The organism is Pseudomonas sp. GW456-L12 (assembly GCF_059424045.1).
In genome coordinates, this window is record NZ_JBWKZA010000042.1 from 1 (window position 1) to 26,579 (window position 26,579).

Sequence of the window (26,579 nt, forward strand, 5' to 3'; positions counted from 1 at the left end):
CCCCAACCCCAACTGGCTGATCCCCGGCACCCCCAGCCACAGCCAACAAGCCTTCGGCGCTCGCCTGCTGGAGCAGCATCCCTTCGTGCTGATCCCCTCCAGCGTGTCGCGCCATAGCTGGAACCTGCTGATCAACCCCTTGCTGGCCACGGGGTTGTATGAGCTGGTGTTGCAGGAGCGCTTTGCGCTGGATGGGCGGTTGAGTCCACCGGAGCATGTCGTATAGCGCAGCAGCACCGAGCAATTTCAGAATCTTCCTACACCCCGACTGTCGCCACTTAGCGTAACGTTCCGTTGCCAACTGCAACCAAACTTGCCCCCATCTTGATGGGGGCTTTTTTATGGACGATGTGGAAGTGGACACGGCCTGCTGAAAAGGAGTTTTTATGTGCCTATGCATCACTGGCTTTCTACCTGATGAAGCTAACGACAGTTCATTGCAGTACGAGTTGGACGTCTCGTCTGAGTTTGAACAGGCCGTAATGGAAATATTGGGCTGGCGGAGCTTGGCAACTGAAGCCGATGGTGAGCTACTGCTCACCAAGGAGCAGGTCAGGCAGATAGCAACGGCCATCAACGAAGTCTTACCTGACGACCTTGATATGTTTATTGGTGTTGAGGCATCAATGTTGAGGCGATAGCTCAGGAACGTTTATGAGTAGGGCACTCTGCGCAGGGAAGAACCACACTCAAATGAAGAGGAGTTTTATGTACTTGCGCATCACTGGTTTTCTACCTGACGAAGCTAATGACGACTCATTGCAGTACAAGCTAAAAGTCTCATCTGAATGTGAGCAGACCGTAATGGAAATATTGGGTTGGCAGAGCTTGGCAGCCGAAGCTGATGGCGAGCTGCTGCTCACCAAGGAGCAGGTCAGACAGATAGCATCAGCCATCAAAGAATCCTTACCCGATCACCTCGATTTGTTTATTGGTGTTATTGCGTAGCGCCGCTGTTGGGTTGATACCTGGCAGAACACCAGTCACCACTGAAATTGGGATACCCCCCCATGTACCTCTGCCTCACTGGCTTTTTACCTGGGGACTTCCCGCACAGGTGCGATTGAAACAGGTGAACAAACCAAACCTGCCAAAGCCGGTAGAACAACCCCAAAATAGAGAGGCGGTCAGCATGTTTTTATGGGTTAGCGGTTTCTTGCCGGGCGATAACGAAGACGACTCACTGAAGTACGAGCTCAATGTACCTCACGAGTTTGAACGAAAAGTCCTGGATACTCTTGGATGGACAGACTTGGAAAACAGCCCCGAGGGCGATTGGCTACTTAACACTATGCAGGTACAGCAGATTGCAAAGATTGTTGGCGAATCTCTTCCGGCAGACTTGGATTTGTTCATCGGCGTAACTGCGTAGAACGGGTGAATCATGCCTGGACGAACAGCAGAAAAATAGGAGTGCTTTATGTATCTGTGTATCACCGGCTTTTTGCCTGACAATTTCAGCGACACCTCATTGAAATACGAGCTGGACGTAGCGCCTGAATTCGAACAGCAGATCGTAGCCCTACTGGGTCATAAAAGCCTCAACGCCATGGCAAGCGGGGAGTGGTTGTTGACGGTGGAGCAGGCTCGGCAGATCGCTGTTTTGATCAAAGAACCCATTCCTGATGATCTGGATATTTTTATTGGGGTTGAAGCGTCCCTGTTGGGTCGATAGCCCAGGAAACATCGATGAATGGGTTACTCGGTACGGTGCGGGTGAGGATGACAAAAAGGCAGGGAGTCCGACTCTGCAACGACGGAATGAACGAGGCCAGCAGACCCTTATGTTTTTATGTATCGCAGGCTTTTTTCCCGATGGTCACGAAAATGAATATGTGCAATTTGAACTGGACGTAGCAGCGGAATTCAATCAGGCCGTGCTTGATCTGGTCGGCTGGAGCTCCCTCGAAGAGGGCGTGAAATATGGCGTTGTAGCGTTAACCGCAACACAAGTCAGGCAGATTGAGAGTGTGCTTGGGCAACCCATACCGAGTGATCTGGATATCTGTATCAGCGTTTTTGCCTAGAAACTGGGATGCGGTCTATGCACCTGTACCTCACCGGCTTTTTATCCGATGGCTTTGATGACACGTCATTAAAATATGAGTTGGACGTTGCTCCGGAATTTGAACAGAAGGTCATGGACATCTTGGGCTGGGAAAGCCTCGCCGCAGAGGCTGATGGTGAGCTACCACTGACCAAGGAACAGGTCATGCAAATAGCTGCCGCCATCAAAGAATCCTTACCCGATCACCTCGATTTGTTTATTGGCGTGGTGGCGTAGCTCCACCCATCATCCGTGATCCTCGTCGACCCATTGAAGGGCGAAATCAGGAAGTTCTGATCGTTCTTCTCGTCCCCTACGATTAGCAAAGGTTTTTAGTACGGAGGTTTGGGAAAGCTCTGATATTTACGACTTTTCTGCATTGATAGGGTCGGTGCCTGAATTTTTCAGACACTCAGGATGTACTCATGGCCTATGTCATCAGGGAAGGAGACCCGACCACGACCGGTGGAAAGGTTATCGCAGGTTCATCAACGACCATCGTTGAGTACCGCAAAGTTGCACGCATTACCGACCCGGTGTGGTGCCCGGTGTGCCAGTCGGTGGGGTATATCGCGGAGGGCCATAACACATGGCTGGATAACCAACAGGCTATCGCGGTGGAAGGGTGCACCGTTCAGTGTGGTTGCCCTGTAGGTTCTAACCGTCTTGTCGCCACTCAATCTTCTGTCCTCTCGGATAATCAGCCAGCGGTCCCTGTTCCCGTCGCCTTGGTGCCGCAAGTTGTGGCGAATACCCATCAATGGGCCGAAGCGATCAGGCGGGGATATTCGCAAAACCCATTTGCAGATTCGGTGCCGCGCGATCAGGTGAAGGGGCTGGCGCCCATCAGCGAAACGGCGCTGTCAGCGTCCACCCGGTTGGCACAACAAGGCGTAGAACCGGGCTTTTATATCGTTCAGTCCCCGATGAGCCGTGCAGCCCTCGAAGTGGTGCTTTTCGGTCGGCCCGACGCGGCCCTCCTGAAGAAATTTCGTCGGCTCAACCCCCAACTGATGGACACCGCCAAACCCGGCCAGATGGTGGTCCTCAGCCATCCTGAAAACCAACAGTGCAGCCGTGAAGAAGCACTGCTGATGGACGCAGCGCAAAAGGTCAGCGCCGCGTTGGACACCCTCACGGCCGAGGAGGCGGCCTTTATGGTCCAGTACCGGCAGCAGATCGAGTCGGTGCTGTCTTATGGCTCAACCAATCTTGGGGTCGCGACCGCTGCCGCGGGCAACCATCTGGACGGCATTAAAAGAACCTTGCAGGCCATCGAATCCCTCCACCAAACCTACTTCCTGTGGGATGGGCATCTACGCAGCGTCCAGTTCTTCGCCGAACGGCGGGCACTGCTCGCCCGGCTGGACGCAAACCTCACCGCCATCACGAAAATGAGCATCGCCTTTCCCGACCACCCGGACCTGAAAACCGCCCTGGGGATTTCCAGCCGCAGCCTGGTCCATCATTGGACCAAAGCGGGAGCAGTGGGGCAGATACCGGGGTATGCGACGCATATCGAGGGCGTGTCGAAGGCTTCCAAGGTGCTCAAGTATGGTGGCTGGATTGGCACGGCTTTGGGCGGTGGAGCGTCTTACGTGAAAGTTCAGGATGTTTGTTCTGCGGGGAATAAAGAGGCTTGCGAGAAGGTGAAGTTTACTGAGGTGGGGAGTTTTGTTGGTGGGGTGTTCGGAGGGGCAATCGCCAGCCCGGTTTTAACCCAGGCTATGACTTCCATCTGTGCTGCAGTTGCTGTTCCTACAGGGGGGATGGGCGGTGTTGTCTGTGGCTTGGTGGTGGTGGGAGCGGGGAGCTATTTGGCAGGGAAGGGTGGAGGCGCCTTCGGAGAACTCCTCGGAGAAAATATTTATGAGGTCGGGCAATGAGTAAGTTAAGTACGGCGGAGTACGTGCTTACCTTTTTGGGTGTGGCCACGTTTTTGGGTGGGGGGATTACTGCTGGGGTGTATTTCTATCTGAGCTTCACCCGAATGGATGAGATTTTGGGGTATGTAAAAAACTGCAAAGTAGTAAATAACCAAAGGTATTACCTTTATATGGGGGCTTGGGGGCGCTTTTTAATGGTTGGGATGATTTCGGGTGCCTTGGCATACTCTAACTATCAAATTAGAAAGGGGATGATGGATGCTGGTGATGTAGATAATTTTCCTGAGCCGCTCAAGCGGAGACTGATTGCAATGTTTAACATGCAGTTAGTATTCCTTGTCTGTCTAATAGTTGAGTTTATTGTTCTGAAGTTGATCAGGCCGTGATAAGTGGCGTTATGAGGTTTTCAATTGGGCCTGCTTAACCTGGCGGCAGTTGTGCTTGCATTCACATTTGCCGGAATACTTGTGGGTGCCTTTGCCCTGATGGGTGTTTTTCTGTATGTCGGGTATTCACGTATGGAGGAAATGCTGGGCCATCTTGAGAATTGCCAAGCAATACAGCAAAGAAGGTTTCTTATGCACGTCGGGCCGTGGGGGACAGTCATGCTCACGGCGTCGATTGCGGGAATCATGACATTTCCCGGAATCTATCTTCGTCACGGCGGAGTCAGTCAGGCGGACTTGGACGCTTTTCCATCGCCCCTGAAGCGCAAGCTGATCCTGTTGCATATCGTGAATATTGCGCTGGCCGTGGGTGGTTTTTTGGTCGGCGGAGCAATGGTTGTGTGTTGGAACTATGTAAAAAAAGGCGGACTTTAAGGCCCCGAGGTTCGGACATAAACTGCCACGTCTTTGTCGTTGCCCCGTATCGAGCCCAGAGCTAGCCTTTGATCGTCGCTGCAAACGCAGTGATCGGGCTTGGTAACCCGTTTTGATACAGGCGCAACGATATGGAGTTCAATCATGTGCGCCGACAAGTCGTCCGCAGATCGCGGCTTTTCTAATCTCCTTTTCCTGCTCAATTACGTCTGCTTCCCAAGAGCAAATGGAGGTGCGCTATGAGCACCTCCACCCCCGTCAAAACCCTCGGCTTCGTCACCTTCGGCCCTTGCGGCGAGGGCGAGCAAACCCTGTTTCGCGTCAACGCTGACGTGCCTCTGCACCAAGCCCTGGAGCATGCTTCGACCCTGCTGTACTACGCCAAGAAACTCGCCCTGGATGCGGCGATGGAAGAGCAGGGCGAACGTTACGCCTGGTCCGCGCACTTTCTGGCAGAGATGGGCAAGGCGGTGATCGATGATGTGGGATTGGGGCTGAGGGAAGAGGAGGTATTGCAGGTTTAACAGGTAGAGGATGCTGGATAGAGCGCCGGTTCTGGGTGGCAGGGAAGCGGCGTTTTTATGGCGCTCACCTCGGCACGGCACTGTCGATTTCCCAAAGTCTGGTTCGACTATCTTTCAGGGAATGAAGCCGATGGATCGCAATGACCGTCGGCGTTCCCTTCGGCCGGGCCATCCAGGACCTGTTCTCGCAGTTGCTGCTGGGGCGCCGAATCGGTCGGGAGCTGCCCGGGGACGTAGCGACGACAAAAGAGCAACTATGCTAGGTCTGATGCCGAAATTGATTGAGCAGATCGGGCTTCCCGTCCTTGCGTCGTGGAAAAGCAATGGGAATGGGATCGATCCGCTTGGGTTGAATTGACCGTCGCTGCCTCTCAAGGTCGGTCTGTTGGAGGTCTGAAGTTGCGTATCGCTTTTCTGGTGAACCGAGATGTGGAGAGCAACCTCACTCTCAACTTCCTGTTGCCCGAGATTCACAAGAGCACAGTGGGGATATTCCTCTCGGAGAGAGTGGGAACGGGCAGGCAGGTACCCCGCATGCTCGGACAACTCGCATTGATCGAGCAGGACCTCTTCAATGCCTTGGCTCCGGGGTTGAGCGGATCGAGCGACCAGGTCGGCAGCGGGCATCGATTCGGTTTTGCAGAACTGCAGCAACGCTTTGGGGTTCCTGTGCGGGTATTGCCCAGCTTGCGGGAGCCGGCGGGCCTGCAAATGCTGCGGGAGGCGGGAGCGGATCTGTTTGTCTCAATCCGCTTTGGTCAAATCCTGTCCAATGACGCGTTGGTCATTCCGTCACGCGGCGTCCTCAACCTTCACTCTGGTCTCTTGCCTCACTATCGAGGCGTTCTCGCGACGTTCCGGGCGCTGCTCAATGGTGACCCGGAGATCGGCTGTACGCTCCATTGGATAGACAGTCCCGGCATTGATGTGGGTCGCATCATTGAGACTGCGCGTGTGACGGTCGAAAAGGAGCGCTCCTTGCTGTGGCACATCCTTTCCCTTTATCAACCCGGCGCGGGCCTCATCCTGGACGCAATCAGACGCCTGGAGCGCGGCGAGCCCATGACGGGGGCGCCTCAGGATCCATCCGCAGGGGCCTACTACTCCTTTCCCAGCGAAGAGGACCTGATGCGCTTCACCGCACTGGGGTGGCGGCTCTTCGATCGCGAGGACGTCTGGGATCTTTTCGAGTCGTACGGATTTCCGTTGCGCGCGCGCACGCTTTGAGCGTTGAACGAAGGAAGAGGTTCACCGGGCTGGAGAGGCATTGATCTGGCGTTTTTCCAGCGTTGAATCTGACCGTCTCGCGTGAGCGGCTGCATGGCTGTGTTTCCAGTTGCGACCAAGGCCGGATAGGCCGACTCCTCGATACCCCGCGCAGAGCGCGGCCCGCCCTGAGTGACCGCATTCCAGATATTTCCAAGACGCTGGGGTTAGACATAAACTGCCACGCCTTTGTCGTTGCCCTGTATAGAGCCCGAGACTAGCCTTTGATCGTCGCTGCAAACGCAGTGATCGGGTTTGGTCGCCCGACTTGATACAGGCGCAACAGCGCCCCCTTGACGATTGCAGGCGCTTTTTTTGCGCTCGCATTTCCGTGCAATGGCGGCTGTGCGTGGAAGGGCTTCGGCCCTGCCGGGTTCCTGTATCTCCGGTCGACCAATCCGCGCACGGCTGCCACCCATTTGTTTGGTCGCGAACGTGGCAGCTCTCACTTTGATATGGGAGTTTCAATCATGTGCGCTATCAAAGCCGCTGCCAATCGCGGTCGCTTCAACGGGGTAAACGGAGGTGCGCTATGAGCACCTCCACCCCGGTCAAAACCCTCGGCTTCGTCACCTTCGGCCCTTGCGGCGATGCCGAGCACACCCTGTTCCGCGTCAACGCCGACGTACCTCTGCACCAAGCCCTGGAACACGCTTCGACCCTGCTGTACTACGCCAAAAAACTCGCCCTGGATGCGGCGATGGAAGAGCAGGGCGAACGTTATGCCTGGGCCGCGCACTTTCTGGCGGAGATGGGCAAGGCGGTGATTGATGATGTGGGGTTGGGCTTGAGGGAAGAGGAGGTGTTGCAGGTTTAACAGGTAGGAGGATGTTGGGCAGGGCGCCGTTTCTGGGTGGCAGGGAAGCGGCGTTTCTTAGGGGGGGTACCCCGCATCGCACTGTCGATTTCCCAGAGTCTGGTTCGACTATCTTTCAGGGAACGAAGCCAATGAGTCGCAATGACCGTCGGCGCTCCCAACCTGAGAACCTTTACGCAGACGAACCAGGAGAAGACCATGCGCAAGCTAATCGTTGCCGCTTTCATGAGCCTGGATGGGGTTATCCAGGCGCCCGGCGGGCCTGAAGAAGACACCAGCGGCGAATTCCGCTTCGGTGGCTGGGTCGTGCCCTACGCCGACGAAGCCTTTGGCCAGGCCATGCAGGAGCTGTTCTCGCAGCCGTTCGAGTTGCTGCTGGGGCGGCGCACCTACGACATATTCGCCGGCTATTGGCCGCACATACAGCCCGGTTCAAGCAACAGCGCCATCGCCGACCTGTTCAACCGCGTGCCCAAGCATGTGGCCACCCATAGTCCCGAGACGCTTGATTGGCACAACAGCCATGCGCTGCAAGGAAACCTTGCCGACGTCATACAGGCCCTCAAGCAGCAGGATGGTACCCACCTATTGACCCAGGGCAGTGGTGACTTGGTGCGCCAACTGCTTGCCGCAGGGTTGGTGGATGAGCTGCGGCTGATGATTCATCCCATTGTACTGGGGCGCGGCAAGCGGTTGTTTGATGAACACGCACAAGCGTCGGCTTTCACTTTGGTGAACTCGACCTGTACGCCTGGCGGGGTGTTGATCACGCGCTACGTTCGCAGTAGTGAGGTGCAAACAGGAACCTTTTAAAATTAGAAAAAACTGTGATGGTGTTGGAGTTCTGCGCCTCGGGCTTGATCTGGAGCTTCGGGGCGTGAGTAGAGGCTCCTAGGTGTTGGCTTCACAGCCAAAAGCCGACGCTCATACCTGTCTACGGAACCAGAGGCGACTCACTTAAGCGGCAAAATCGACTTGTCCCCTAGCTGAATAAGCTTGAACTCAACATTAGAGGTTGCCTCTTTGTAAGTGGCCTCACTGTCATCAAACGAGGCTGCAACGATGCTTTGCAGCCCTTTCTCGGACGACAGAAGCTGGAAGAGTGCCTGTTGGCTTTTGGTGGCCATTGAGTGCTGCCCAGGCTCGTCCAGCAACAGGAAACCCAAGTGATTACCATTGACCGTGTGGTGAGAGGAGGTTTGGTAAATGGAAAGCAGGTAGCTCCAGATCAGACGAACAAAGTCGCTGGCGCTGGACTCTCTGGCAATATTGCCCTTGCCTTTGGGACTATCATCGCTTCTTCCAATATTTGGAGCCGTGGGGTAGTCGAGGGCTGCGGAATTGAATGGTTGTCTTTGACCATTGATCTCTCTGAGTTCAATCTTGGCGAGGTATGGGAGGAGATTCTCTCTGTTGAACTCGATGTCCTCGATTGCTGCGCTGTGATAGTCGAATGCACTGATATTGGCGCGGAACATTCTTTCGAAGAGTGAATACTTAGCTAGGTCAGCGGGCGAGTAGTGATCGCTTGGCATCATCCTCCGACCTTTTTGGTTATCGAGGAAGCGTTGTGACAGTGCGCCGAGAGCATCAAGTGCCCGATCCGAGCTTTCTTCAAACTTAGTGAGCCCTTCGAGCTCCATCTCGATTTGCACTTGCAACCTGATCCCCGATTTGGATACAGATGAGTTGGAGTTCAGGTCGGATCGTAGCGCCCTAAGCGCAGACTTTGTAGCGGACAGTGTTCTTGCCAGTTGGTCCTTCAGCGCCTCAGACTCTTTGATGGACTGTTCAATTCCACCCTTTTCTCTTTCGAGCATTCGCAGTTGGGCAGATAAGTAGTCTATGTTGGTGTCGATATCCATGTGCGGCGTACTCTCATGCAGGTCTACGAGAGAGTTGCCAATAGATTGATGGCAGGCTGGACAAGAGTTGTTTGCAGTTGACAGACTGAGCGATGCACCGAACTTGATCAGCTTCTGTGCAGCGTGGTTTTTTGTCAGTTCATCTTTGGCCTGTTGAGTGTTGAGTCTGTTGCTGTTTAGATTGACGCGCAATAAAGCGAGGTCACCCAGGCAGGTCTCATAAGCAACTGTAAAACGCTCAAGTTCATTCGTGTGCTTTTCAATTGCCTGAGTGATTTCTTGTGTTGGCGTTTCACCCTGGCTAGAGAGTTTCAAACCGATAATTTGGTGCTCACTAATCTTGCGTTTCCTATATTCCAAGATGCTCTCTGTTACACCATCAGAGGTTTTGTGGAAGTTGACTAGTTTTGCATTGAAATCTGGTACTGGCGATTTCGATATATTGGAAAGCTTGAAGCCCTGCTTGAGAGTTTCACCCAAAAGTGTTCGGTAAATAATTTGCCATTCATCATAAATCTGCTTGGATTCTTGATCCAAGATATCGCGTTTAGCATCTGTATCGAATACGTCTGTGCCAACCAAAAAGTCGACGATTTTAATGCGCGCATCTCTTACGCCGAAATATGGAAGGTTTGCAATGTAGTCCGTCCATCCACGTTTTTGCTCGATCACCATCGCGGCGAAGATGTACTGTAAATAAAGCTTTGCTGGTTTGTTATTGGTCCTCGGTACGAGTGGCAACTGCAGGCCGAGAAATTGCTCAAAGTATCTAAAAAAACCCTCTTCGATCTGAGCGCTGTTTGCGTCATGAATGAACTTGTATAGAGTGGGGGCCGTTTCACCCTTAGTCAGCCCCGAGCACTCCTGAATCCGCACGAGCTTCGTGCTGAGCCCATTTTCTCTAACGCTGCGTCTTGCGGTGATAGTCTTGCCGTTGCTCTCGATTTCGATTGTAACTCTGGAGGTCTGGATCTGATGCTTAAGCCCCTCGTGCTCCAGATAGTCCTTCAAGGCATAGGTCAGTGCATTTTCATTCTGCGCACCCAATAACTCTTCCATACCCATGGCATACATGATCGCGTGAACGATTGTACTTTTACCAGCAGAGTTTCGGCCACGGATGATGTTCAAGTTGCGGTTGAATTCTGTAAAGAATCCAAACGGTCCACTATCCGTCTGAATGTCGATATGGATTGCTTTGATGTACATTGTTATTCCCATCCCTTGGACACAGTACTCACCATGTCTTCCGTAATTTTCTTCCCGATCGACTTCAAGGCAGCCTTTTCTTCGCTGAGTACGGAGTCGTCAGCGAGTATCAGTTCCACATAGGATTTGCCGGAGGCAGTGAGCTCAAACCCCGTTGTGGTGGGTGCTATCAATGATTCACTAAACGCAAGATTAAGTGCGATTGCCATTGCAGGATCAAACCCCCAGATCGGGAGCTGCAATTGACCTTGCTCGGCTCCGACTGTTAGTGACCGTGTACGCTCGGGTGTCTTAAGCGCCCAATTCAATAGGTGGATTTTTGGAAGGCTTGATCTGCCGCCACGTCCGGACAGATGGAGAATCAGAAGCGCCTGGGAGATTTTGTAGAGAGGGCGAAGCTCCGAGAGTACCGGAATCGGCCGCCTTATAAATTTGAGCTGAGCCATGATTTACTCGTTGAAGTCCAGTTCGCAGATCGCAAGCCATCGCGCGACAGTCCTTCGCACCACATCACTTGCCATGGACTTGTCTATGTTGAGATGGCGATCAGTGATCAGGTATTCCATCAACCTGTCCCTCACCAGTGTGGTGAGTTCCTCTGGTGTTGCGTCAGACGTCAGTCCCCATTCCAAAACGTCTTGCTCAAAGGTATTCACTATTCGGGCAACGTTTACATACGTTTGGGGTGATCGGTCATACAGGGACTGAAAATATGTGTCGTGATCCAGGAAGTTGTTGGTTGTCAGCTTGATCAAATCTTCAATTTTCTTGTCGGGTCTCCCTGGCATTCGCAGGCGACACTTCCTTTCAAGATTTTCGTCATACGGCTCAGGAGTAGTGCTCACTTTGGGCAAAGACTCTGTTGGCGAGCCCAGGCATGGAGGTAAACCTTCTGTAGTTCGCAGCAGATTGAATTCTTTTATGTAGAACTCATGGTCATGGAGTAGGATCGTGAAGTTTTCATCGAGATGTGGAAGGCTCCACCCCCTGACTTCTGTCTGTTTGGTCTGGGTGTAGGAGTGCAGTTTGTTTCTGCTAATTTCGGGGGTGACAAAACACCAGTTTTTGATTTTTGTACCGCCCAGAATTTTCTGTAAATCAACAGCATAATCTCTGAGTTTTTTCAGATCGTCGTTGATCTTCGTGCGCTGTTTCTCATAGAGCTCGTCTTGATGATAGAGCCGGTCTGGGCAATAACACTGAAATGCATATCCGGTGTGTTTCGTGTATCCCTCGATTCCAAAATCACCAGGAGAGGCCGGTATATGCTGATATCCGTCATCGCCATGTTTGAGTTTAAATGCGAGCTGACACTGCGCTTCCCAAGTTATACCTGTGAATTTGCCAACGGGTGTAGTGATCACTGCATGCCTGCCTTGTGAATACTCATCGGGAGGCGATGCTCATCGTATCCTTCCGAAATCTATTGGCGCCGATGGGCCACCATCTGTTTACTTCGCGTGGCCTTGCGACCTCGGATATCCCAGAAGCTATCAAATCGCTATCAACTGGTCTAGCAGGAACCGGTAATTTGGATTCGATAAATACATGGGCTGTTTATCTGTACAGCATGAATCGCACCCATTTCTGTAGGTAACGTTTCGGGGGACGATTCTTGTCTGACCGGGCTTTTTAACCAGCGGCAGCTATTGGCCATTATGTAGTCACTCACTTCGATCATTAGTTGAAATGACCAACTGCTCCACTTTCAGGCTGGCTTCGAGGTCGGCATCCATCCCTGCACAGAAGCGCACTGACAGACCGAGGAGGAACGATTAAAAGCACGGATACCCAGGCACCACCCACCCCACCCAATACCCGCACCCCATTTTTGTCACTTCAACCCAAACAACCTCCGCGCATTCCCCCGCCCAATCCTCTCCCTATCGTTCTCACTGATCAGCGCCTGATCAAACCAGTTACTCGCGGTCGCCATGTATTCCTCGGATAGCCCGCCGAAAACAGCACACGATCGACACCGATTTCGCTGATGGCGTCCAGCAGGCCCTTGGTGTGGAAGTGGCCGGCAATGGTCAGGTAGAAGTAGTGGCTGACCGGCGTTCGCACGGTTTTCCATGGCCCTGCCACTTCGCGGCTATTCTCTAATTTCAGGTCGATGGCCTAAAGATCCATGTCCACGCCTATGGCCTGATGTCCTGCTCGCCCGGATAAACGCGCGTTTCTCAGCCTCGCTGAGCCGTGTCGGGTGTTGCTTCGAGGACGGGCCCCTCCAGTTCGAGGGCGGTTAATGGCGCTTCACGGTGATCAGGGACGATGACAGTGAGGGCATGCATGCAGTGGTGGCCATGGATATGAGCGTCGGGTCAACGACCGGAGAAGAGGCGGCGGACTTTTTCGTGCAGACCCTGGAACAGGCCAACGATGCCGTGGTGATCATCGACGATCGCAACCAGGTGGTGTTCTTCAACGCGGCGGCCGAACGCTTCTGGGGCTGTCCACGGTGCGAAGTGCTGGGCAGCGATGTCAGCACGCTGGTGCCGATCCCCATCCGCTTGCGGAACGACGGCGAGACCGGGGTCAACAAGATCATCGGCACCAGCCGCGATGTGTGCATCACGCGCAAGGATGGCGAAGAGCGCTGGGGCGCGATGGCGATCTCGAAGATCACCCTGCAGGGGCGCATTTTGTATGCCGCCTTTTTCAAGGACGTGACCCAGACGCGGCTCAAGGATATCGAGCAGCGCTTGCTGTCGATGTCGGTCAATGCCAGCAGCTCGGCCACTTGCATCGTCGACGCCGACGGCCGGCTGATCTATATCAACGACGGGCTGGTGCGCTTGCTGGGGTATTCCCGCGAGGAATTGCTGGAGCGCTCGCCGCAGATGTTCTTCGTCACCGATACCCCGGGGCAGGCCCGGGCCGACGAGCTGCAACTGGAGAGCATCCTCAGTGGCCAGCCCCATGAAGCCTGCGGCCTGATCAGCAAGCGCAACGGCCAGCGGCTGTGGGTGCAGGTCTGCTCGGCGCCGGTGTTCGACGCCGGCGGGCGGATCGGCAACATCGTCATTGTGTTCACCGACATCACCCGTTCCAGGCTGCCCGAAGTGCTGCAGGACAAGGTCATCGGCGCCTTGTTGCAAGAGCAGCCCCTGGAGAGCCTGTTGACGCTGCTGTGCCAGGAAATTGAGCGCCTGGCGCCGGAGGTTATTGTCTCGATCCTTGGTGTGGACCCGCAGGGGTTGCTGCACCCATTGGCCAGTCCCGGCCTGCCGGCCGACTATTCCCAAGCCATGGAGGGACTGCCGATCGGGCCCGCCGCCGGTTCCTGCGGCACCGCAGCCTTTCGCGGCGAGCCGGTGCTGGTCACCGATATCGACACCGATCCGCTGTGGGTCGATTACCGTTTGTTGGCGCGGCAGGCCGGGGTGCGGGCCTGTTGGTCGATCCCGCTGCGCAACAGCGCCGGCAGGGTGTGCGCGACCTTTGCCCTGTACTTTCGCGAGCGCCGCAAGCCCGATACCACCCATGCCCATCTGATCATGACCGGGACCCACCTGTGCATGCTGGCCCTGGAGCGCGAGGAGGCGCGCCAGTCGATCCGCCACATGGCCTTGTCCGATGCCCTGACCGGCTTGCCCAATCGCAGTTCCCTGCTGGCCGAGGCCAATCGCAGCATTGCCGAGGTGGCCCTGGAGCAGGGCGAGCTGGCGGTGCTGTATGTCGACTTGGACCGCTTCAAGCAGGTCAACGAGGCCCTGGGGCATGCCTCGGGCGACGAGCTGCTGCAGCTCATGGCGCAACGGCTGCGCAGCGTGCTGCGCGAGTCGGACATCGTCGGCCGGCTGTCGAGCGACGAGTTCGTGCTGGTGCTGCCCCGGATGAACGCCACCCGGGTCACGACCTTTCTCGAACGCCTGATGCCGACCCTGGGCGCCCCGGCCGATATTGCCGGGACCGCCGTGGTGCCTTCGGCCAGTGTCGGCGTCAGCCTGTACCCCAGCGACGGCCAGGATATGGAAAGCCTGCTGCATTGCGCCGATATCGCCATGTACCAGGCCAAGCGTACCGAGCGCGGCGGTTTCAGGTTCTTCCTCGAGGAGATGGACCAGCTCGCCCAGCAGCGCCTGCAACTGGAGACGGCGCTGCGCCAGGCCCTGACCAGCGACGGCCTGCATCTGGTCTATCAACCGCAGATCGACTTGCACAGCAACGGCCTGGTCGGGGTCGAGGCGCTGGCGCGCTGGGAGCATCCAAGCCTGGGCACTATCGCGCCCGCGCAATTCATCGCGCTGGCCGAGGAGTGCGGGTTGATCAACTACCTCAGCCAGTGGGTGCTGTGCGAAGCCTGCGAGCAACTGGCGCGCTGGCGTCGATCGGGAATCCGGGTGCCGTCCATCTCGGTCAACCTGTCGCCGATCAACTTCCACAACCTCAACCTGGCGGCCCTGATCGCCCGCCAGTTGCAGCGTTGCGGCCTGCAGCCGGCGGACCTGTGCGTGGAGGTCACGGAGGGCGTTTTCCTGTGCAGCAGCCCGACCACCGAGCAGACCCTCCAGGACCTGCATACCCTGGGCGTGCGCCTGGCCATCGACAACTTTGGCGCGGGATATTCCAGCCTGGGCTATCTGCGGCGCTTGCCGATCAATGAGCTGAAGCTGGACCAGAGCTTCGTCGAGGAGCTGGAGCACGACGCCTCCTGCCGCGCCTTGAGCGAGGCGGTCATCGGCATCGGCAAGGGCCTATCCCTGCGGGTCATCGCCGAGGGCATCGAACACCCCGCGCAGCGCGACATCCTGCAGGCGCGGGGCTATGACGTGGGGCAGGGCCAGCTGTTTTCCTCGCCATTGCCGGCCCGGGCGTTCGGGCAGTGGTTTGTGGGTTGGCAGAGTTAGCCGGCCGGTCGATGGGGGGCGAGCGCCGCCCTCCAGGCGGACGCGAAGTGGACCGCGACGGGCCTGCGCACGACCCTCTCTTTTCCTTCTTTCCAAGGCCGCTGCGGGCATTGCCCGGTGCCAGGCATGGGCGTGGGCATTCAAACACTCTGTTCTTTAAGTCAAATTGTTAGTGTGTAGGGATTTTCTGTTTTATGCCGTCGAAAACCAATTAAACCTGACGGTTTGTTAGATGTTTAGTTGTGGGTGTTTAGTGTTTCTGATTATTGGATTTTGTAACTGTTGGCGTATTCCGTATGGGACTGATGTGATTCGGGAAAATCATTTGTCAGCGGTATTTTTGTGGGCTTTAGTGGGGAGGAAAAACAATCAAGGGACACTGCCATACCGCGTGAGTTAACTCATCGGTGGCTTAAATATAATAAAAAGGTGATCCATGACAGACTCCACAAAAGTGCCGGGTGCGTGCGACCTGACCGGCGATTTTCACAGCGAGAAAAGCGCCGGCGGACTGAAAAGAACCCTGACGCCCCGGCACCTGAGCATGATCGCCATTGGCGGCAGCATCGGTACCGGGCTGTTTGTCGCCTCGGGCTCGACCATTGCCCAGTCCGGGCCGGGCGGCGCGCTGCTGGCCTTTGTGGTCATCGGCGCCATGGTGTTCTTCCTGATGACCAGCCTCGGTGAACTGGCGTCCTGCATGCCGGTCACCGGTTCGTTCTCGACTTATGCCTCCAAGTATGTCGATGAAAGTTTCGGCTTCGCCCTGGGATGGAACTACTGGTATGCCTGGGCGGTGACCATTGCGGTCGATCTGGTGGCCGCGCAGATCATCATGGCTTATTGGTTTCCGGAGGTGCCGGGGTATATCTGGAGTGCGGGTTTTCTATTGATCATTACCGCACTTAATATGGCCTCGGTGCGTTTGTTCGGTGAGTCCGAATATTGGTTCGCCCTGATTAAAGTCATCACTATCCTGCTGTTTATCACGGTGGGCATTCTGATGTTGTTCGGCATTCTCAGCGGCGGCGAAAATGCCGGCCCCAGGCTCTGGTCGATTGGCGATGCGCCGATTGTCGGCGGCCTGGGGGCCCTGGTCGGGGTGGCGATGATCGTGGGTTTTTCGTTCCAGGGCACCGAGTTCGTCGGCATCGCCGCCGGTGAAACCCGGGACCCCGGGAAAAACGTGCCGCGCGCGGTGCGGCAGATCTTCTGGCGGATCCTGCTGTTCTACGTGCTGACCATTCTGATCATCGGCCTGTTGATTCCTTACAACGACCCCAGCCTGTTGAGGAATGGGGTGTCCGATATCCGTGTCAGCCCCTTCACCCTGATCTTTGAACGGGCCGACATGCTCGGCGCGGCCGTGGTGATGAACGCGGTGATCCTGACCTCGGTGCTGTCCGCCGGGAACTCCGGTATGTACGCCTCCTCGCGGATGCTCTACAGCCTGGCCCTGGAGGGCAAGGCGCCGGCGATCTTCGCCCGTTTGAGCGCATCCGGCACCCCACGGTGGGCGTTGCTGGCCACGGCCACGGTGGCGGCCTTGTGCTTCCTGACCTTCATCTTCAGCCCGGGGCAGATCTATAACTGGTTGCTCAACACCTCGGGCATGCTCGGCTTTATCGCCTGGCTGGGCATTGCGGTCAGCCACTATCGTTTTCGTCGCGGTTATGTGCGCCAGGGCCATGACCTGGGCAATCTGCCCTATGTGTCGCGGTTCTTTCCGTTCGGGCCGATTTTCGCCTTTGTCCTGTGCCTGTTCGTCACCCTGGGGCAGAACTATCAAGCCCTGCTCGGCGACTCGATCGATTGGGCCGGGCTGACCGCCACCTATATTGGCCTGGTGCTATTCCTGGCGATCTGGCTGGCGCACAAAGTCATCAGTGGCTCCAGGTTTGTCAGGTTCGATGACATGAGCTTTTCGATGATTCGCAACAAGTCCGAGACTTGCCCGCCGCTGGAATCGGCTATGAATGAGAATGCGGGTCTTCCTGTGCGAATGACCCAGGTCGGAGCCAAGTGATGAGTCAGGATTTTCTCGAAAGTTATTACCAGGCCACGGTTGAAAAGACCGCTTATCCGGCGCTCGGCGGCCGGGTGGAGACCCGGGTATGCATCCTGGGCGGCGGGCTGGCCGGGCTTTCCACGGCGCTGGGTTTGGCCGAACGTGGGGTGACCGACGTGGTGGTGCTGGAGTCCCACACCGTGGGGCACGGCGCCTCGGGGCGCAACGGCGGTTTTGTATTCGGCGGCTATTGCCTGGGCAATGCCGAGCTGCTCAAGACCCTGGGCCGCGAGGAAGCGCGGCGGCTCTACCGGCTGACCATCGACGCGGTCGACCTGATTCGCCAGCGCGTCCGGCAATACGGTATCCAGTGCGACCTGACCGACAGGGGCGTGCTGCTGGCCAACTGGTTCAACGACCCGGCGCGCCTGGAAAAGCCTCGGCAGCTGATGAAGGAGGTCTATGGCGTCGACTGGCAGTATGTGGCGCCGGGCGAGTTGCGGGAAAAGCTCAAGACCGAGCGCTATTTCGGCGCCTTGTTCGAGAGCAATGCCTTTCACTTCCACCCGCTCAAATATGTGTATGGCGTGGCGGCGGCTGTCGCCGGCTACGGCATCGATATCCACGAACACTCCGCGGCCCTGGCGATCGAGCGGCAGGGCGGCAAGTACCTGGTCAGGACCGCGGGTGGTGAAGTCCTGGCCGAACAGGTGGTGTTCGCCGCGGGTGGTTACGCCCGTGGGCTGTACCGGCCGGTGGAGCGGGCGACGCTGCCGATTGCCACCTATGTGGTGGCGACCGAGCCCCTGGGCGAGCGTTTGCGGGAGGCGATCAACTGCGAGTCGGCCATTTACGACACCCGCTTTGCCTTCGACTATTACCGCCCGCTGGCGGACAGCCGGATCCTCTGGGGTGGGCGTATTTCCATCCTCAATCGGGGCCCGCAGGCGATCGCCGGCTTGCTCAAAGCCGACCTGATCACGGTCTACCCGCAACTGGCCGACGTCGAGATCGAGTATTCCTGGGGCGGGCTGATGAGCTACGGCCGCCAGCAGATGGCGCAGATCGGCCGGGACGATAACGGCGTGTGGCATGCCGTGGGGTTTGGCGGTCACGGCATGGCGCCGACCACGGTGGCGGGGGAAGTGCTGGCGGATGCCATCGCCAAGGCCATCCCCATTCCCCAGGGCTTTGGCAAGTTCGGCCTGGTGCCCACCTTCGGCCTGGCCGGCCTGGTCGCGGCGCAGGCGACCTACAGCGCCTATCAGGCCCTGGATGCCTACGATGCCCACCGTTTGAACAAATGACCGCCGCTTTTCCCAGGCCCGACGGTCATGGAGCAATCTCAGCGTTTTCTGGCCCAAACCCCGGAATGAACTTATGCTGGCGGGCAAATCTGCACTCATTGAAAACCCAAGGCGTGACGCGAGGACGTTCCGAGCGTCTACGACTTGAACAAGTGACGCTGCTGCAGCCCGTATTGGCTCTTGGCATATTGAAATTGGGAGATTGTGTATGGTCATCAAACCCCGCGTTCGCGGCTTTATCTGTGTGACGACCCACCCGGTCGGTTGCGAAGCCAACGTCAAGCAACAGATCGACTACGTCACCGAACAAGGCACCATCGACGCTGGGCCAAAGAACGTACTGGTGCTCGGCGCTTCCACCGGCTACGGCCTGGCCGCACGTATCACCGCCGCCTTCGGTTGCGGCGCCAACACCCTGGGTGTGTTCTTCGAGCGCGGCAGCGTTGACGGCAAGCTCGGCACCGCCGGCTGGTACAACACCGCGGCCTTCCACAAGTTCGCCGAAGAAAAAGGCCTGTACGCCAAGAGCATCAACGGCGACGCCTTCTCCGACGAAGTCAAGCGCCAGACCATCGAAACCATCAAGCGCGACCTGGGCAAGATCGACCTGGTGGTCTACAGCCTGGCCGCTCCGCGCCGTACCCACCCGAAAACCGGCGAAGTCCTGAGCTCGACCCTCAAGCCGCTGGGCAAATCGGTGACCCTGCGCGGTGTCGACACCGACAAGGAAATCGTTAAGGAAACCACCCTGCAGCCAGCCACCCAGGAAGAAATCGACGGCACCGTGGCCGTGATGGGCGGCGAAGACTGGCAGATGTGGATCGACGCGCTGCACGAAGCCGGCGTCCTGGCCGAAGGCGCTAAAACCACCGCCTTCACCTACCTGGGCGAGAAGCTGACCCACGACATCTACTGGAACGGTTCCATCGGCGAAGCCAAGAAGGACCTGGACCAGAAAGTCATCGGCATCCGCAAGGAACTGTCGGACCTGGGCGGCGACGCGCGGGTCTCGGTGCTCAAGGCCGTGGTGACCCAGGCCAGCTCGGCGATCCCGATCATGCCGCTGTACCTGTCGCTGCTGTTCAAGGTCATGAAAGAGCAGGGCAGTCACGAAGGTTGCATCGAACAGGTCTACGGTCTGTACAAGGACAGCCTGTACAACCCGAACCCGATCATCGACCAGGAAGGCCGCCTGCGTGCCGACTACAAGGAACTGGAACCTGCCGTCCAGGACCGCGTGAAGCAGCTGTGGGATGAAGTCACCAGCGAAAACCTCTACCAGATGACCGACTTCGCCGGCTACAAGCAGGAATTCCTGCGCCTGTTCGGTTTCGAGATCGACGGCGTCGACTATGAAGCCGATGTCGATCCGGACGTGAAGATCGCCAACCTGATCCAGGTGTAAGCGAACTTAATGCGTCATCGCCAACGCCCCTCCCATGAGGGGCGTTGTCGTTTCTGCGTCAGGCGGATGACCAGTGGCTGGATGCCGTGATCGAAGCGGGGCGTTCTGCGCAACGGTTCTGCAAGACTCAGGGCAATTGCAGCATGGTCGACAGCAGGGTCAGGCAGATGCCAACGACGCCGAAGACATATTTGCGTCCGATGAACTGGTTTTCATGTTGAAGGTCAGCGTTCAGGCTCGCTATTTCCTGGTCCAGCTGTTGGATTCGACGCAGGCGGTCGGAGGCTATGACGATGGCCCCAGCGGCAATCTTGTGTTCTAGGTTTTTACCCAGTTCCTGGGTCAGCCAGGTTTTATTGCGTTCGTTACGGATACAGGTAAAGAACTCATAGGCCAGGCAGATAGTGCCGAATAGCGAATAGACAGGCGCCATTCGTGCTGTAAAGAACCGGTAGTCAAAGGTGCTATCGAAGAGTTTTGTCGCGCCCAGTATCACGATCGCTGTAAGGACGATCAGCCATAGGATCAGAACGCCAAGGTCCTTCCAGAGCGTCGGGCTTTTTTTGAACGTGGATTTACTCGCAGTATTTGTCACTGTCCTTTCCTTGTCGGGTTGTATCGTCCGAGGTGACTCGGGTGTTTAGTGAAGGCCATTGGATTGAATGGCGCAAGGCAATATGCCATCACCCTGTTCCCAATGTCATGCCTGGGCAGGCGGGTCGATTCCATGGGCGTGGCTAGGCCGCTGCTTGTCTCCATCACCGCAGGTTTCCCGTTCGACGATCTTGCCATCACTGTTCCTGTCCTTCCGCTCTGCCGAGATCGACATCTGGCGCATCACTCGTGTTGAATGTCGGCCCATTGCCAAGGGGGAAGACCATGCAAGCCGCACCCGTGCGCATCACCGCCGAGGAGATGCTCTCCGACAACTGGTACCTGTTGAAGAAATACAGCTTCGACCTGCAGCGCCGCGACGGCAGCTGGCAGGCGCAGACCCGCGAGGTCTACGACCGCGGCAATGGCGCGACCATCCTGCTGTACAATCGCGAGCGGCGCACGGTGCTGCTGATCCGCCAGTTCCGCATGCCGACCTACGTCAACGAGCACAGCGGCTACCTGATCGAGACCGCCGCCGGCCTGCTGGACAATGCCAGCCCGGAGGAGCGCATCCGCCTGGAAGCCGAAGAGGAAACCGGCTACCGCGTCGGCGCGGTGGAGAAGGTTTATGAAGCCTTCATGAGCCCCGGCTCGGTCACCGAGCGCATCCACTTTTTCATCGGCGAATACTCCCCCGACGATCGTATCGGCGACGGTGGCGGCCTGGAGGAAGAGGGCGAGGACATCGAGGTGCTGGAGCTGGGTTACCAGCAGGCGCTGGACATGGTGCGCAGCGGCGAGATCGTCGACGGCAAGACCATCATGCTCCTGCAATACCTGGAACTGCGCCTGATGCCGCCGCGCCGCCTGACGATCCTGGTGGCCGCGCCCCGGTACTCGGCCACCGACGATGCGGCGGCGCTGGCGCAGCAGGTCGCCAGCCTGGACGACTGGGCCGCGCAGTTGTTCGAGGCCGGGCACAGCCCCGTGTTCGGCCAGTGGCTGGGGTTGGCGGCGGACGCTTCGAGCGCTGTCGACGAGTTCCAGGCGCGTGCGCGGCAGCAGTTGCAGCGTTGCGACGCGCTGCTGCGCGTCGGCGGGGCCTGCGCCCGTGCCGATGCCCTGGTCGCCATGGGCGAGCAATTGGGCTTGCCGGTCTACCGTTCTCTGCAGGACATCCCGCGTTAGCCATTTTTTCCAGCCCCTACAACCACCACCGCAGCAGGAAAAAGAACGCCATGCTCAGCAGCATGCTGACCAGGGTGTTGCGGGTGTAGATCACCAGCACGATGGCCACCAGCGAGCTGATCAGGTACGGGTTGTCGTAGGCCAGGTTCAGCTGGTGCTCGGGCATGAACACGATCGGCCCGCAGATCGCGGTGAGCATGCCCGGTACGGCGAAACCGAGGAACTGCCGGGCGTTGCTGCTCAGGCGCACCGGCAGGCGCGGTTCGAGGAACACATAGCGGTTGAGAAACACCAGCAACCCCATGCCGAAAATCACTGCCCAGACCATCATGTGCGCTCCCGGTAGAACTTGTTGCAGAGAAAACCCGCGGTCATGCCCAGCAGGCCCGACAGCACCAGGGCCGAGCCCCATTGCCAGTAGCTGAACAGCACCGAGCAGAACAGCGACACCGCCACGCAGACCACGGTCGGCACGTTGCGCACCAGCGGCGTGATCAGGGCGATAAAGGTGGCGGCGATGGAGAAGTCCAGGCCCAGGTGTTCGAGCCCGGGAATAGCGCGCCCGAGCACGATGCCGGCCAGGGTGAACAGGTTCCAGGCGATATAGAACGTCAGGCCCACGCCGAGGGCGTACCAGCGGTCGAACTGCTGCTTGTCGTGCTGGCTGGTCAGGGCGAACAGCTCATCGGTGAGCAGGAACCCCAGGCCGACCCGCCAGCGCCCCGGCAGCGGCGCAATCACCGAACGCATGCTCATGCCGTACAGCAGGTGCTGGGAGGTCAGCAGCAGAGTGGTGAGCAGGATCGAGAAAATCCCCGCGCCGCCCTTGAGCATGCCGATCGCCACCAGCTGCGCGGCGCCGGCGAAGACGATGCTCGACAAGCCCTGGCCTTGCAGGGGCGTGAGGCTGGCCTCGATGGCCATGGAACCCGCCAGCAGCCCCCAGGGCGCGGTGGCCAGGGACAGCGGCAGGATGGCAACGGCACCGCGCAGGAACGCGGTGCGGGGAAGAAGAACGCTGGACATGACAGCCTGCAATCAAGGAACGGGAACCGACTGTGCCAGCCCGCGACGGAAATGGCTTGAACGATCTTGCGCACTTGGCGCCAACGATCGTTATTTCGTTCACCCCGCAGATGCTTCTGTAGGAGCGGCCGGTCGACGCTCGATTGCCGGCGATTGGGGTAACGCGGTGTGCCTGATACGACGCCTCGCGAGCAAGCTTCGCTCCTACAGAGGCTAGTATTCACCGCGAGTCCATGACCGGTTCGTAATCTGTCGGCCATGGCGCCAACCCGATCTGTCTGCTACAACGCTTCGCTAGTATCGACCGGCCTCTTCCTTGGAGAAGCCGGCCTGTCATCTTCCTGCAACAGCCCCGTGCCAAGAAGAGTGTCTGGCCGCTACCGGCCAGGTCACTACGGGGCCGTTCATTCACTGCCCCATCCCAAGGAGAGGGTCTATGAGAAAACTGTTCGCAACCGCGGCACTGGCCGCGCTGATGATCTGCACCGTCGGGGTCAGCCAGGCACGAGAGGCGCGGCAGCAGCGCGACTCGGTCGCCGGGGTGTTCGACTACTACCTGCTGTCGCTGTCCTGGTCGCCGACCTTTTGCCTGACCCATCCGGAAAACGAGCAGTGCTCCGGCAAGGGCTACGGTTTTGTCCTGCACGGCCTGTGGCCGCAATACGCCAAGGGCGGCTGGCCGCAGTCCTGCCCGCCGTTGACGCAGCTGAACGCCGAAGAGCGGGCCAAGGGCTTGACCCTGTTCCCCACCGCCAAGCTGATGGAGCACGAATGGAGCAAGCACGGCACATGCAGCGGTCTGGGCGCCATGGGCTACCTGGAGACCTCCGACCAGGCCTTGGGCAAGGTGAAGATTCCTCAGGTGCTGGAACCTTCGACCACCGTGCATTACTTCGAGGCCCGGGAGATCGAACAGTTGTTCCGCCAGGCCAACCCAGGCATCCCGGAGAAGGGCGTAGCGGTGTTGTGCAGCGGCCCGGAACTCTCCGAAGTGCGGGTCTGCCTGGACAAGAACCTGGGGTTCGGCGCGTGTGGCAAGGGCGTGCGCACCCAGTGCCGCCAAGGCGATATCCGCATTCCGCCGATTCGCTGACCGGCGAGCGGCCAGGGGGAGGCGGCATAGGCTAGCCTGAGCATCTATGGTTGCAAGACGCCCGTCTTCGTCCAAGGAGCCCATGATGCTGCATATCCGCACCCCCCTGATCCTGCATCCCGGGTTGTCCACGGCCACCCGGCGTATCTGGCTCAAGCTGGAAAACCTGCAGCCCGGCGGCTCGTTCAAGATGCGCGGCCTGGGCCTGCTCTGTACCCAGGCGGCGCGGCAGGGCAAGCGCCGCGTGGTCTGTCCCTCCGGCGGCAATGCCGGGCTGGCCACGGCGATGGCGGCGGCCAGCCTTGGCCTGCAGGCCTGCATCGTGGTGCCGCAGACCACCGCGCAAACCACCCGCGAACGCATCGCCCGGACCGGCGCCGAGGTGCTGGTGCATGGCCAGGTCTGGGATGAAGCCAACGAACGCGCGTTGCAACTGAGCAGCGCTGCCGACAGCGAATACGTGCCGGCCTTCGACCACCCGGTGCTGTGGCAAGGGCACAGCAGCATGGTCGATGAAATCCTCGAAGACTGTCCGCAGGTCGACACGATAGTGGCGTCGGTGGGCGGCGGAGGCTTGTTGGCCGGCATCCTCACCGGCCTGCTGCACCACCAGCGCCAGGACTGCCGGATCATCACCTGCGAAACCACCGGCAGCGCTTCCTTTGCTGCGGGGCTGGCGGCCGGGCACCCGGTCAAATTGGCGAAGATCGACACCGTCGCCAGTTCCCTCGGCGCGGCCCAGGTGGCGGCCTGGCCGTTGCAGCAGATCCAGGGTTTTCCCTATCAGTCGCTGGTGTTGTCGGATGCCGAGGCGATCCTCGGCGTGGTGCGTTATGCCGACAATCTGCGGCAATTGGTGGAGCCGGCCTGCGGCGTCTCGCTGGCCGTGGCCTACCTCGATCACCCGGCCATCGCCGCGGCGCGGGACGTGGTGATCGTGGTGTGCGGCGGCGTCAGCATCAGCGCCCGCCAGGTGGCGGACTGGGGCGCGTCACTGCCGGGCTGAAAGCGCCTGGTGTATGCTGGCCGACCTGTTGTACCTGTGGTTTTACGGAGGGTTCGGATGGACGCCACCACATTGTTTTTGTACGTCGTCACCGTCAGCGCGGTGATGATGACCCCGGGGCCGTCGATGCTGCTGGCTCTCAATAACGGTGCCACCCATGGCATGCGCATCGCCGGTTGCGGCATGGCTGGCGCGATGCTGTCCGACCTGTTGCTGATCGGTGCGGTGGGCTGCGGCCTGGGGGCGTTGCTGCAAGCCTCCGAGCAGCTGTTTTCCATCGTCAAGTGGGGCGGTGCGGCATACCTGTTGTACCTGGCGTGGGTGCTGTGGAAGGCGCCGACAACGGCGCTGGCCGCGCAGAGCAGCGGCGCTGCCAGCAGCGGGCGCGGGGCGTTCATGCGCTCATTGCTGGTGGGGCTGTCGAACCCCAAGGGGTTGCTGTTTTTCTCGGCCTTCCTGCCGCAGTTCGTGCGCCCCGACCAGCCGGTGGCGCAGCAGTACCTGATCCTGGCGCTGGTCAGCACGGCGATCAATTGCGTGATGATGGCGACCTACGCCTTTGGCGGGCGCTATGCCATGCGCACCTTCTCCGCGCGGGCGATGCTGTGGATCAACCGCAGCTGCGCCGGCATGCTCGCGGTGCTGGCGCTGGGCCTGAGCCTGTATCGGCGCAGCGATATCCGCTGAGTCTGCATTAGTCTGACCTGCCGGCGCGCTGCGCCTATCGCCAGCAAGCTGGCTCCTACAGGCTTTGCGGCGAGCGCGGACTCGCGGCAGGCGCCGATCCTGTAGGAGCGCAGCTTGCTCGCGAGGCGGTGTGTCAGGCACACCGCGTTGTCCCTGGCGCGACCTTTCTGAAACAGCCTCTAGAACCTCAAGGTCGCGCCGCTGGTCAGCCAGCGGTCGCGGCCTTCGTTCAACTGGCCACCGAGCACCAGGTCGAGGTCCAGGTTCGCCCCCAGGTGCAGCCGTGGCCCGGCTTGCCAGGCCTGCTCGCCGCCGCGCTGGCCGTAACGCTCGGCGACCAGGGTCAGGCGTTCGCCCAGGTCGTATTCGAAGCCGCCGCCCCAGGTCCAGTGGTGGTTCTGCTGGCCGTCGTCATAGGCGTGGGCCCAGCCGGCGTTGAGGTTCAGGCGCAGGCTGTCCAGGGGCTGATAAGTCAGGGGCAGACTGATGTCGCCACCGTCGAACGAGTGGTTGCGGTTGAGGGCGAAATGCGCGGACGTCGCCAGCGCCAGTTGCAGGCCCAGGTCTTCGCGGTTCCACAGTTGCGCCTTGAGTTGCGGGCTCAGCTGGGTTTCGCCGTGGCCGTCCTCACGGTTGCGCTCAATGGCGGCACCCACCTGCAACCAGGGCAGGGCGGCGAAGGTGCAGGCCGGGGAGATCACCGCGCCATGGTTGGAACCCTGGTGACGCAGGCTCTGGTACCAGATATCCAGGTTGCACTCTCCCGGGGCGTTGATCGCGCCGTCGTCCACCACATAGGCGCCGCCCGCGGCGTTGGCCTTGGCGACCAGGGTCAGCAGGCCGATCAGGCTCAGGGTGATGGTGACGAACATCAGGTTGCGCCGCAGCATGCGCCGTTTCGCCGGGGGCAGGTCGCGGGTGAGGCTGGCGAAGCGGTTGTGGCGCGAAGGGCTGTATTTGGACATGTCGGTTCT

The 26,579-nt window shown here is 58.6% G+C and carries 30 protein-coding genes; 22 read left to right on the forward strand and 8 right to left on the reverse strand.

The window, feature by feature from the left end; genetic code table 11:
* The 14 genes from AC07Y9_RS29550 to AC07Y9_RS29615 form a co-directional block, all read left to right on the forward strand.
* Positions 1 to 226, forward strand: a 226-nt coding sequence (locus tag AC07Y9_RS29550; RefSeq protein WP_371919109.1) for an RES domain-containing protein, incomplete at its 5' end; no start/stop codon positions are given.
* Positions 227 to 386: 160 nt separating this feature from the next.
* Positions 387 to 641, forward strand: a complete 255-nt coding sequence (locus AC07Y9_RS29555; RefSeq protein ID WP_062825653.1) for a pyocin S6 family toxin immunity protein — start codon at positions 387 to 389, stop codon at positions 639 to 641.
* A gap of 67 nt (positions 642 to 708) precedes the next feature.
* Entirely contained in the window at positions 709 to 948 is a 240-nt protein-coding gene (locus AC07Y9_RS29560; protein ID WP_087089267.1) for a pyocin S6 family toxin immunity protein, read from the forward strand.
* 184 nt (positions 949 to 1,132) lie between these two features.
* Positions 1,133 to 1,372 carry a pyocin S6 family toxin immunity protein gene (locus AC07Y9_RS29565; protein WP_087087673.1) on the forward strand — a complete coding sequence of 80 codons (240 nt, stop codon included), beginning with the start codon at positions 1,133 to 1,135 and terminating at the stop codon, positions 1,370 to 1,372.
* Between the two features lie 48 nt (positions 1,373 to 1,420).
* Positions 1,421 to 1,675, forward strand: a complete 255-nt coding sequence (locus AC07Y9_RS29570) for a pyocin S6 family toxin immunity protein (protein ID WP_087087670.1) — start codon at positions 1,421 to 1,423, stop codon at positions 1,673 to 1,675.
* 109 nt (positions 1,676 to 1,784) lie between these two features.
* The gene (locus tag AC07Y9_RS29575; protein ID WP_087087668.1) at positions 1,785 to 2,027 is read left to right on the forward strand and encodes a pyocin S6 family toxin immunity protein; all 243 of its coding nucleotides are present in this window, start codon (positions 1,785 to 1,787) and stop codon (positions 2,025 to 2,027) included.
* Between the two features lie 17 nt (positions 2,028 to 2,044).
* The gene (locus tag AC07Y9_RS29580; protein ID WP_087089266.1) at positions 2,045 to 2,284 is read left to right on the forward strand and encodes a pyocin S6 family toxin immunity protein; all 240 of its coding nucleotides are present in this window, start codon (positions 2,045 to 2,047) and stop codon (positions 2,282 to 2,284) included.
* A 188-nt stretch (positions 2,285 to 2,472) separates the two neighbouring features.
* Entirely contained in the window at positions 2,473 to 3,933 is a 1,461-nt protein-coding gene (locus tag AC07Y9_RS29585) for a PAAR domain-containing protein (protein ID WP_102679395.1), read from the forward strand.
* Positions 3,930 to 4,319, forward strand: a complete 390-nt coding sequence (locus AC07Y9_RS29590; RefSeq protein ID WP_102679394.1) for a hypothetical protein — start codon at positions 3,930 to 3,932, stop codon at positions 4,317 to 4,319. The genes AC07Y9_RS29585 and AC07Y9_RS29590 overlap by 4 nt, the downstream gene beginning before the upstream one ends.
* 24 nt (positions 4,320 to 4,343) lie before the next feature.
* Positions 4,344 to 4,754, forward strand: coding sequence for a hypothetical protein (locus AC07Y9_RS29595; RefSeq protein ID WP_087087662.1), 411 nt, complete (start codon positions 4,344 to 4,346; stop codon positions 4,752 to 4,754).
* A gap of 239 nt (positions 4,755 to 4,993) precedes the next feature.
* The gene (locus AC07Y9_RS29600; RefSeq protein WP_102679393.1) at positions 4,994 to 5,278 is read left to right on the forward strand and encodes a DUF3077 domain-containing protein; all 285 of its coding nucleotides are present in this window, start codon (positions 4,994 to 4,996) and stop codon (positions 5,276 to 5,278) included.
* Positions 5,279 to 5,812: 534 nt separating this feature from the next.
* Positions 5,813 to 6,505: a formyl transferase gene (locus AC07Y9_RS29605; protein ID WP_256580914.1), complete on the forward strand. Its 693-nt coding sequence runs from the start codon at positions 5,813 to 5,815 to the stop codon at positions 6,503 to 6,505.
* Positions 6,506 to 7,076: 571 nt separating this feature from the next.
* The gene (locus tag AC07Y9_RS29610) at positions 7,077 to 7,361 is read left to right on the forward strand and encodes a DUF3077 domain-containing protein (protein ID WP_102679391.1); all 285 of its coding nucleotides are present in this window, start codon (positions 7,077 to 7,079) and stop codon (positions 7,359 to 7,361) included.
* 198 nt (positions 7,362 to 7,559) lie between these two features.
* The gene (locus tag AC07Y9_RS29615) at positions 7,560 to 8,174 is read left to right on the forward strand and encodes a dihydrofolate reductase family protein (protein WP_102679422.1); all 615 of its coding nucleotides are present in this window, start codon (positions 7,560 to 7,562) and stop codon (positions 8,172 to 8,174) included.
* A gap of 140 nt (positions 8,175 to 8,314) precedes the next feature.
* Here AC07Y9_RS29615 and AC07Y9_RS29620 read toward each other — a convergent pair whose 3' ends face one another.
* The 4 genes from AC07Y9_RS29620 to AC07Y9_RS29635 form a co-directional block, all read right to left on the reverse strand.
* Positions 8,315 to 10,435 carry an ATP-binding protein gene (locus AC07Y9_RS29620; protein ID WP_102679390.1) on the reverse strand — a complete coding sequence of 707 codons (2,121 nt, stop codon included), beginning with the start codon at positions 10,433 to 10,435 and terminating at the stop codon, positions 8,315 to 8,317.
* 2 nt (positions 10,436 to 10,437) lie between these two features.
* Positions 10,438 to 10,881, reverse strand: a complete 444-nt coding sequence (locus tag AC07Y9_RS29625) for a hypothetical protein (RefSeq protein ID WP_007936162.1) — start codon at positions 10,879 to 10,881, stop codon at positions 10,438 to 10,440.
* Positions 10,882 to 10,884: 3 nt separating this feature from the next.
* On the reverse strand, positions 10,885 to 11,799 hold the full coding sequence (locus AC07Y9_RS29630; RefSeq protein WP_102679389.1) for a hypothetical protein: 915 nt from the start codon (positions 11,797 to 11,799) through the stop codon (positions 10,885 to 10,887).
* A gap of 535 nt (positions 11,800 to 12,334) precedes the next feature.
* Positions 12,335 to 12,502, reverse strand: coding sequence for a hypothetical protein (locus tag AC07Y9_RS29635; protein ID WP_207240216.1), 168 nt, complete (start codon positions 12,500 to 12,502; stop codon positions 12,335 to 12,337).
* A 194-nt stretch (positions 12,503 to 12,696) separates the two neighbouring features.
* Here AC07Y9_RS29635 and AC07Y9_RS29640 point away from each other — a divergent pair, with 194 nt between their 5' ends.
* The 4 genes from AC07Y9_RS29640 (at position 12,697) to fabV (ending at position 20,008) form a co-directional block, all read left to right on the forward strand.
* Positions 12,697 to 15,288: an EAL domain-containing protein gene (locus tag AC07Y9_RS29640; RefSeq protein WP_256580912.1), complete on the forward strand. Its 2,592-nt coding sequence runs from the start codon at positions 12,697 to 12,699 to the stop codon at positions 15,286 to 15,288.
* A gap of 436 nt (positions 15,289 to 15,724) precedes the next feature.
* Entirely contained in the window at positions 15,725 to 17,314 is a 1,590-nt protein-coding gene (locus AC07Y9_RS29645; RefSeq protein ID WP_102679387.1) for an amino acid permease, read from the forward strand.
* Positions 17,314 to 18,603 (forward strand): NAD(P)/FAD-dependent oxidoreductase, encoded by a 1,290-nt coding sequence (locus AC07Y9_RS29650; protein WP_102679386.1) that lies wholly within the window; start codon positions 17,314 to 17,316, stop codon positions 18,601 to 18,603. The genes AC07Y9_RS29645 and AC07Y9_RS29650 overlap by 1 nt, the downstream gene beginning before the upstream one ends.
* Positions 18,604 to 18,811: 208 nt before the next feature.
* Entirely contained in the window at positions 18,812 to 20,008 is a 1,197-nt protein-coding gene (fabV, locus tag AC07Y9_RS29655; protein ID WP_016704607.1) for an enoyl-ACP reductase FabV, read from the forward strand.
* Between the two features lie 127 nt (positions 20,009 to 20,135).
* Here fabV and AC07Y9_RS29660 read toward each other — a convergent pair whose 3' ends face one another.
* On the reverse strand, positions 20,136 to 20,603 hold the full coding sequence (locus tag AC07Y9_RS29660) for a hypothetical protein (RefSeq protein WP_102679385.1): 468 nt from the start codon (positions 20,601 to 20,603) through the stop codon (positions 20,136 to 20,138).
* 284 nt (positions 20,604 to 20,887) lie between these two features.
* Between AC07Y9_RS29660 and nudK the strand changes: the two genes are divergently transcribed.
* On the forward strand, positions 20,888 to 21,793 hold the full coding sequence (nudK, locus tag AC07Y9_RS29665) for a GDP-mannose pyrophosphatase NudK (RefSeq protein ID WP_102679384.1): 906 nt from the start codon (positions 20,888 to 20,890) through the stop codon (positions 21,791 to 21,793).
* A 16-nt stretch (positions 21,794 to 21,809) separates the two neighbouring features.
* Here nudK and AC07Y9_RS29670 read toward each other — a convergent pair whose 3' ends face one another.
* Together AC07Y9_RS29670 and AC07Y9_RS29675 are read right to left on the reverse strand one after the other, a co-directional pair.
* Positions 21,810 to 22,121: an AzlD domain-containing protein gene (locus tag AC07Y9_RS29670; RefSeq protein WP_009043562.1), complete on the reverse strand. Its 312-nt coding sequence runs from the start codon at positions 22,119 to 22,121 to the stop codon at positions 21,810 to 21,812.
* Complete coding sequence (locus AC07Y9_RS29675; RefSeq protein WP_102679383.1) at positions 22,121 to 22,819, reverse strand: AzlC family ABC transporter permease; 699 nt, start codon at positions 22,817 to 22,819, stop codon at positions 22,121 to 22,123. Before AC07Y9_RS29675 ends, AC07Y9_RS29670 begins: the two co-directional genes overlap by 1 nt.
* A 436-nt stretch (positions 22,820 to 23,255) precedes the next feature.
* On the opposite strand from AC07Y9_RS29675, the gene AC07Y9_RS29680 reads away from it, so the two are divergent.
* The 3 genes from AC07Y9_RS29680 (at position 23,256) to AC07Y9_RS29690 (ending at position 25,605) form a co-directional block, all read left to right on the forward strand.
* A complete protein-coding gene (locus AC07Y9_RS29680; RefSeq protein ID WP_053260895.1) occupies positions 23,256 to 23,912 on the forward strand; it encodes a ribonuclease T2 family protein in 657 nt (218 codons plus the stop codon).
* 85 nt (positions 23,913 to 23,997) lie between these two features.
* On the forward strand, positions 23,998 to 24,918 hold the full coding sequence (locus AC07Y9_RS29685; RefSeq protein ID WP_102679382.1) for a pyridoxal-phosphate dependent enzyme: 921 nt from the start codon (positions 23,998 to 24,000) through the stop codon (positions 24,916 to 24,918).
* A gap of 57 nt (positions 24,919 to 24,975) precedes the next feature.
* Positions 24,976 to 25,605 (forward strand): LysE family translocator, encoded by a 630-nt coding sequence (locus tag AC07Y9_RS29690; RefSeq protein ID WP_007920992.1) that lies wholly within the window; start codon positions 24,976 to 24,978, stop codon positions 25,603 to 25,605.
* Between the two features lie 179 nt (positions 25,606 to 25,784).
* Here AC07Y9_RS29690 and AC07Y9_RS29695 read toward each other — a convergent pair whose 3' ends face one another.
* Positions 25,785 to 26,570, reverse strand: a complete 786-nt coding sequence (locus tag AC07Y9_RS29695) for a PA4824 family protein (RefSeq protein WP_102679381.1) — start codon at positions 26,568 to 26,570, stop codon at positions 25,785 to 25,787.
* Positions 26,571 to 26,579: the final 9 nt, after the last annotated feature.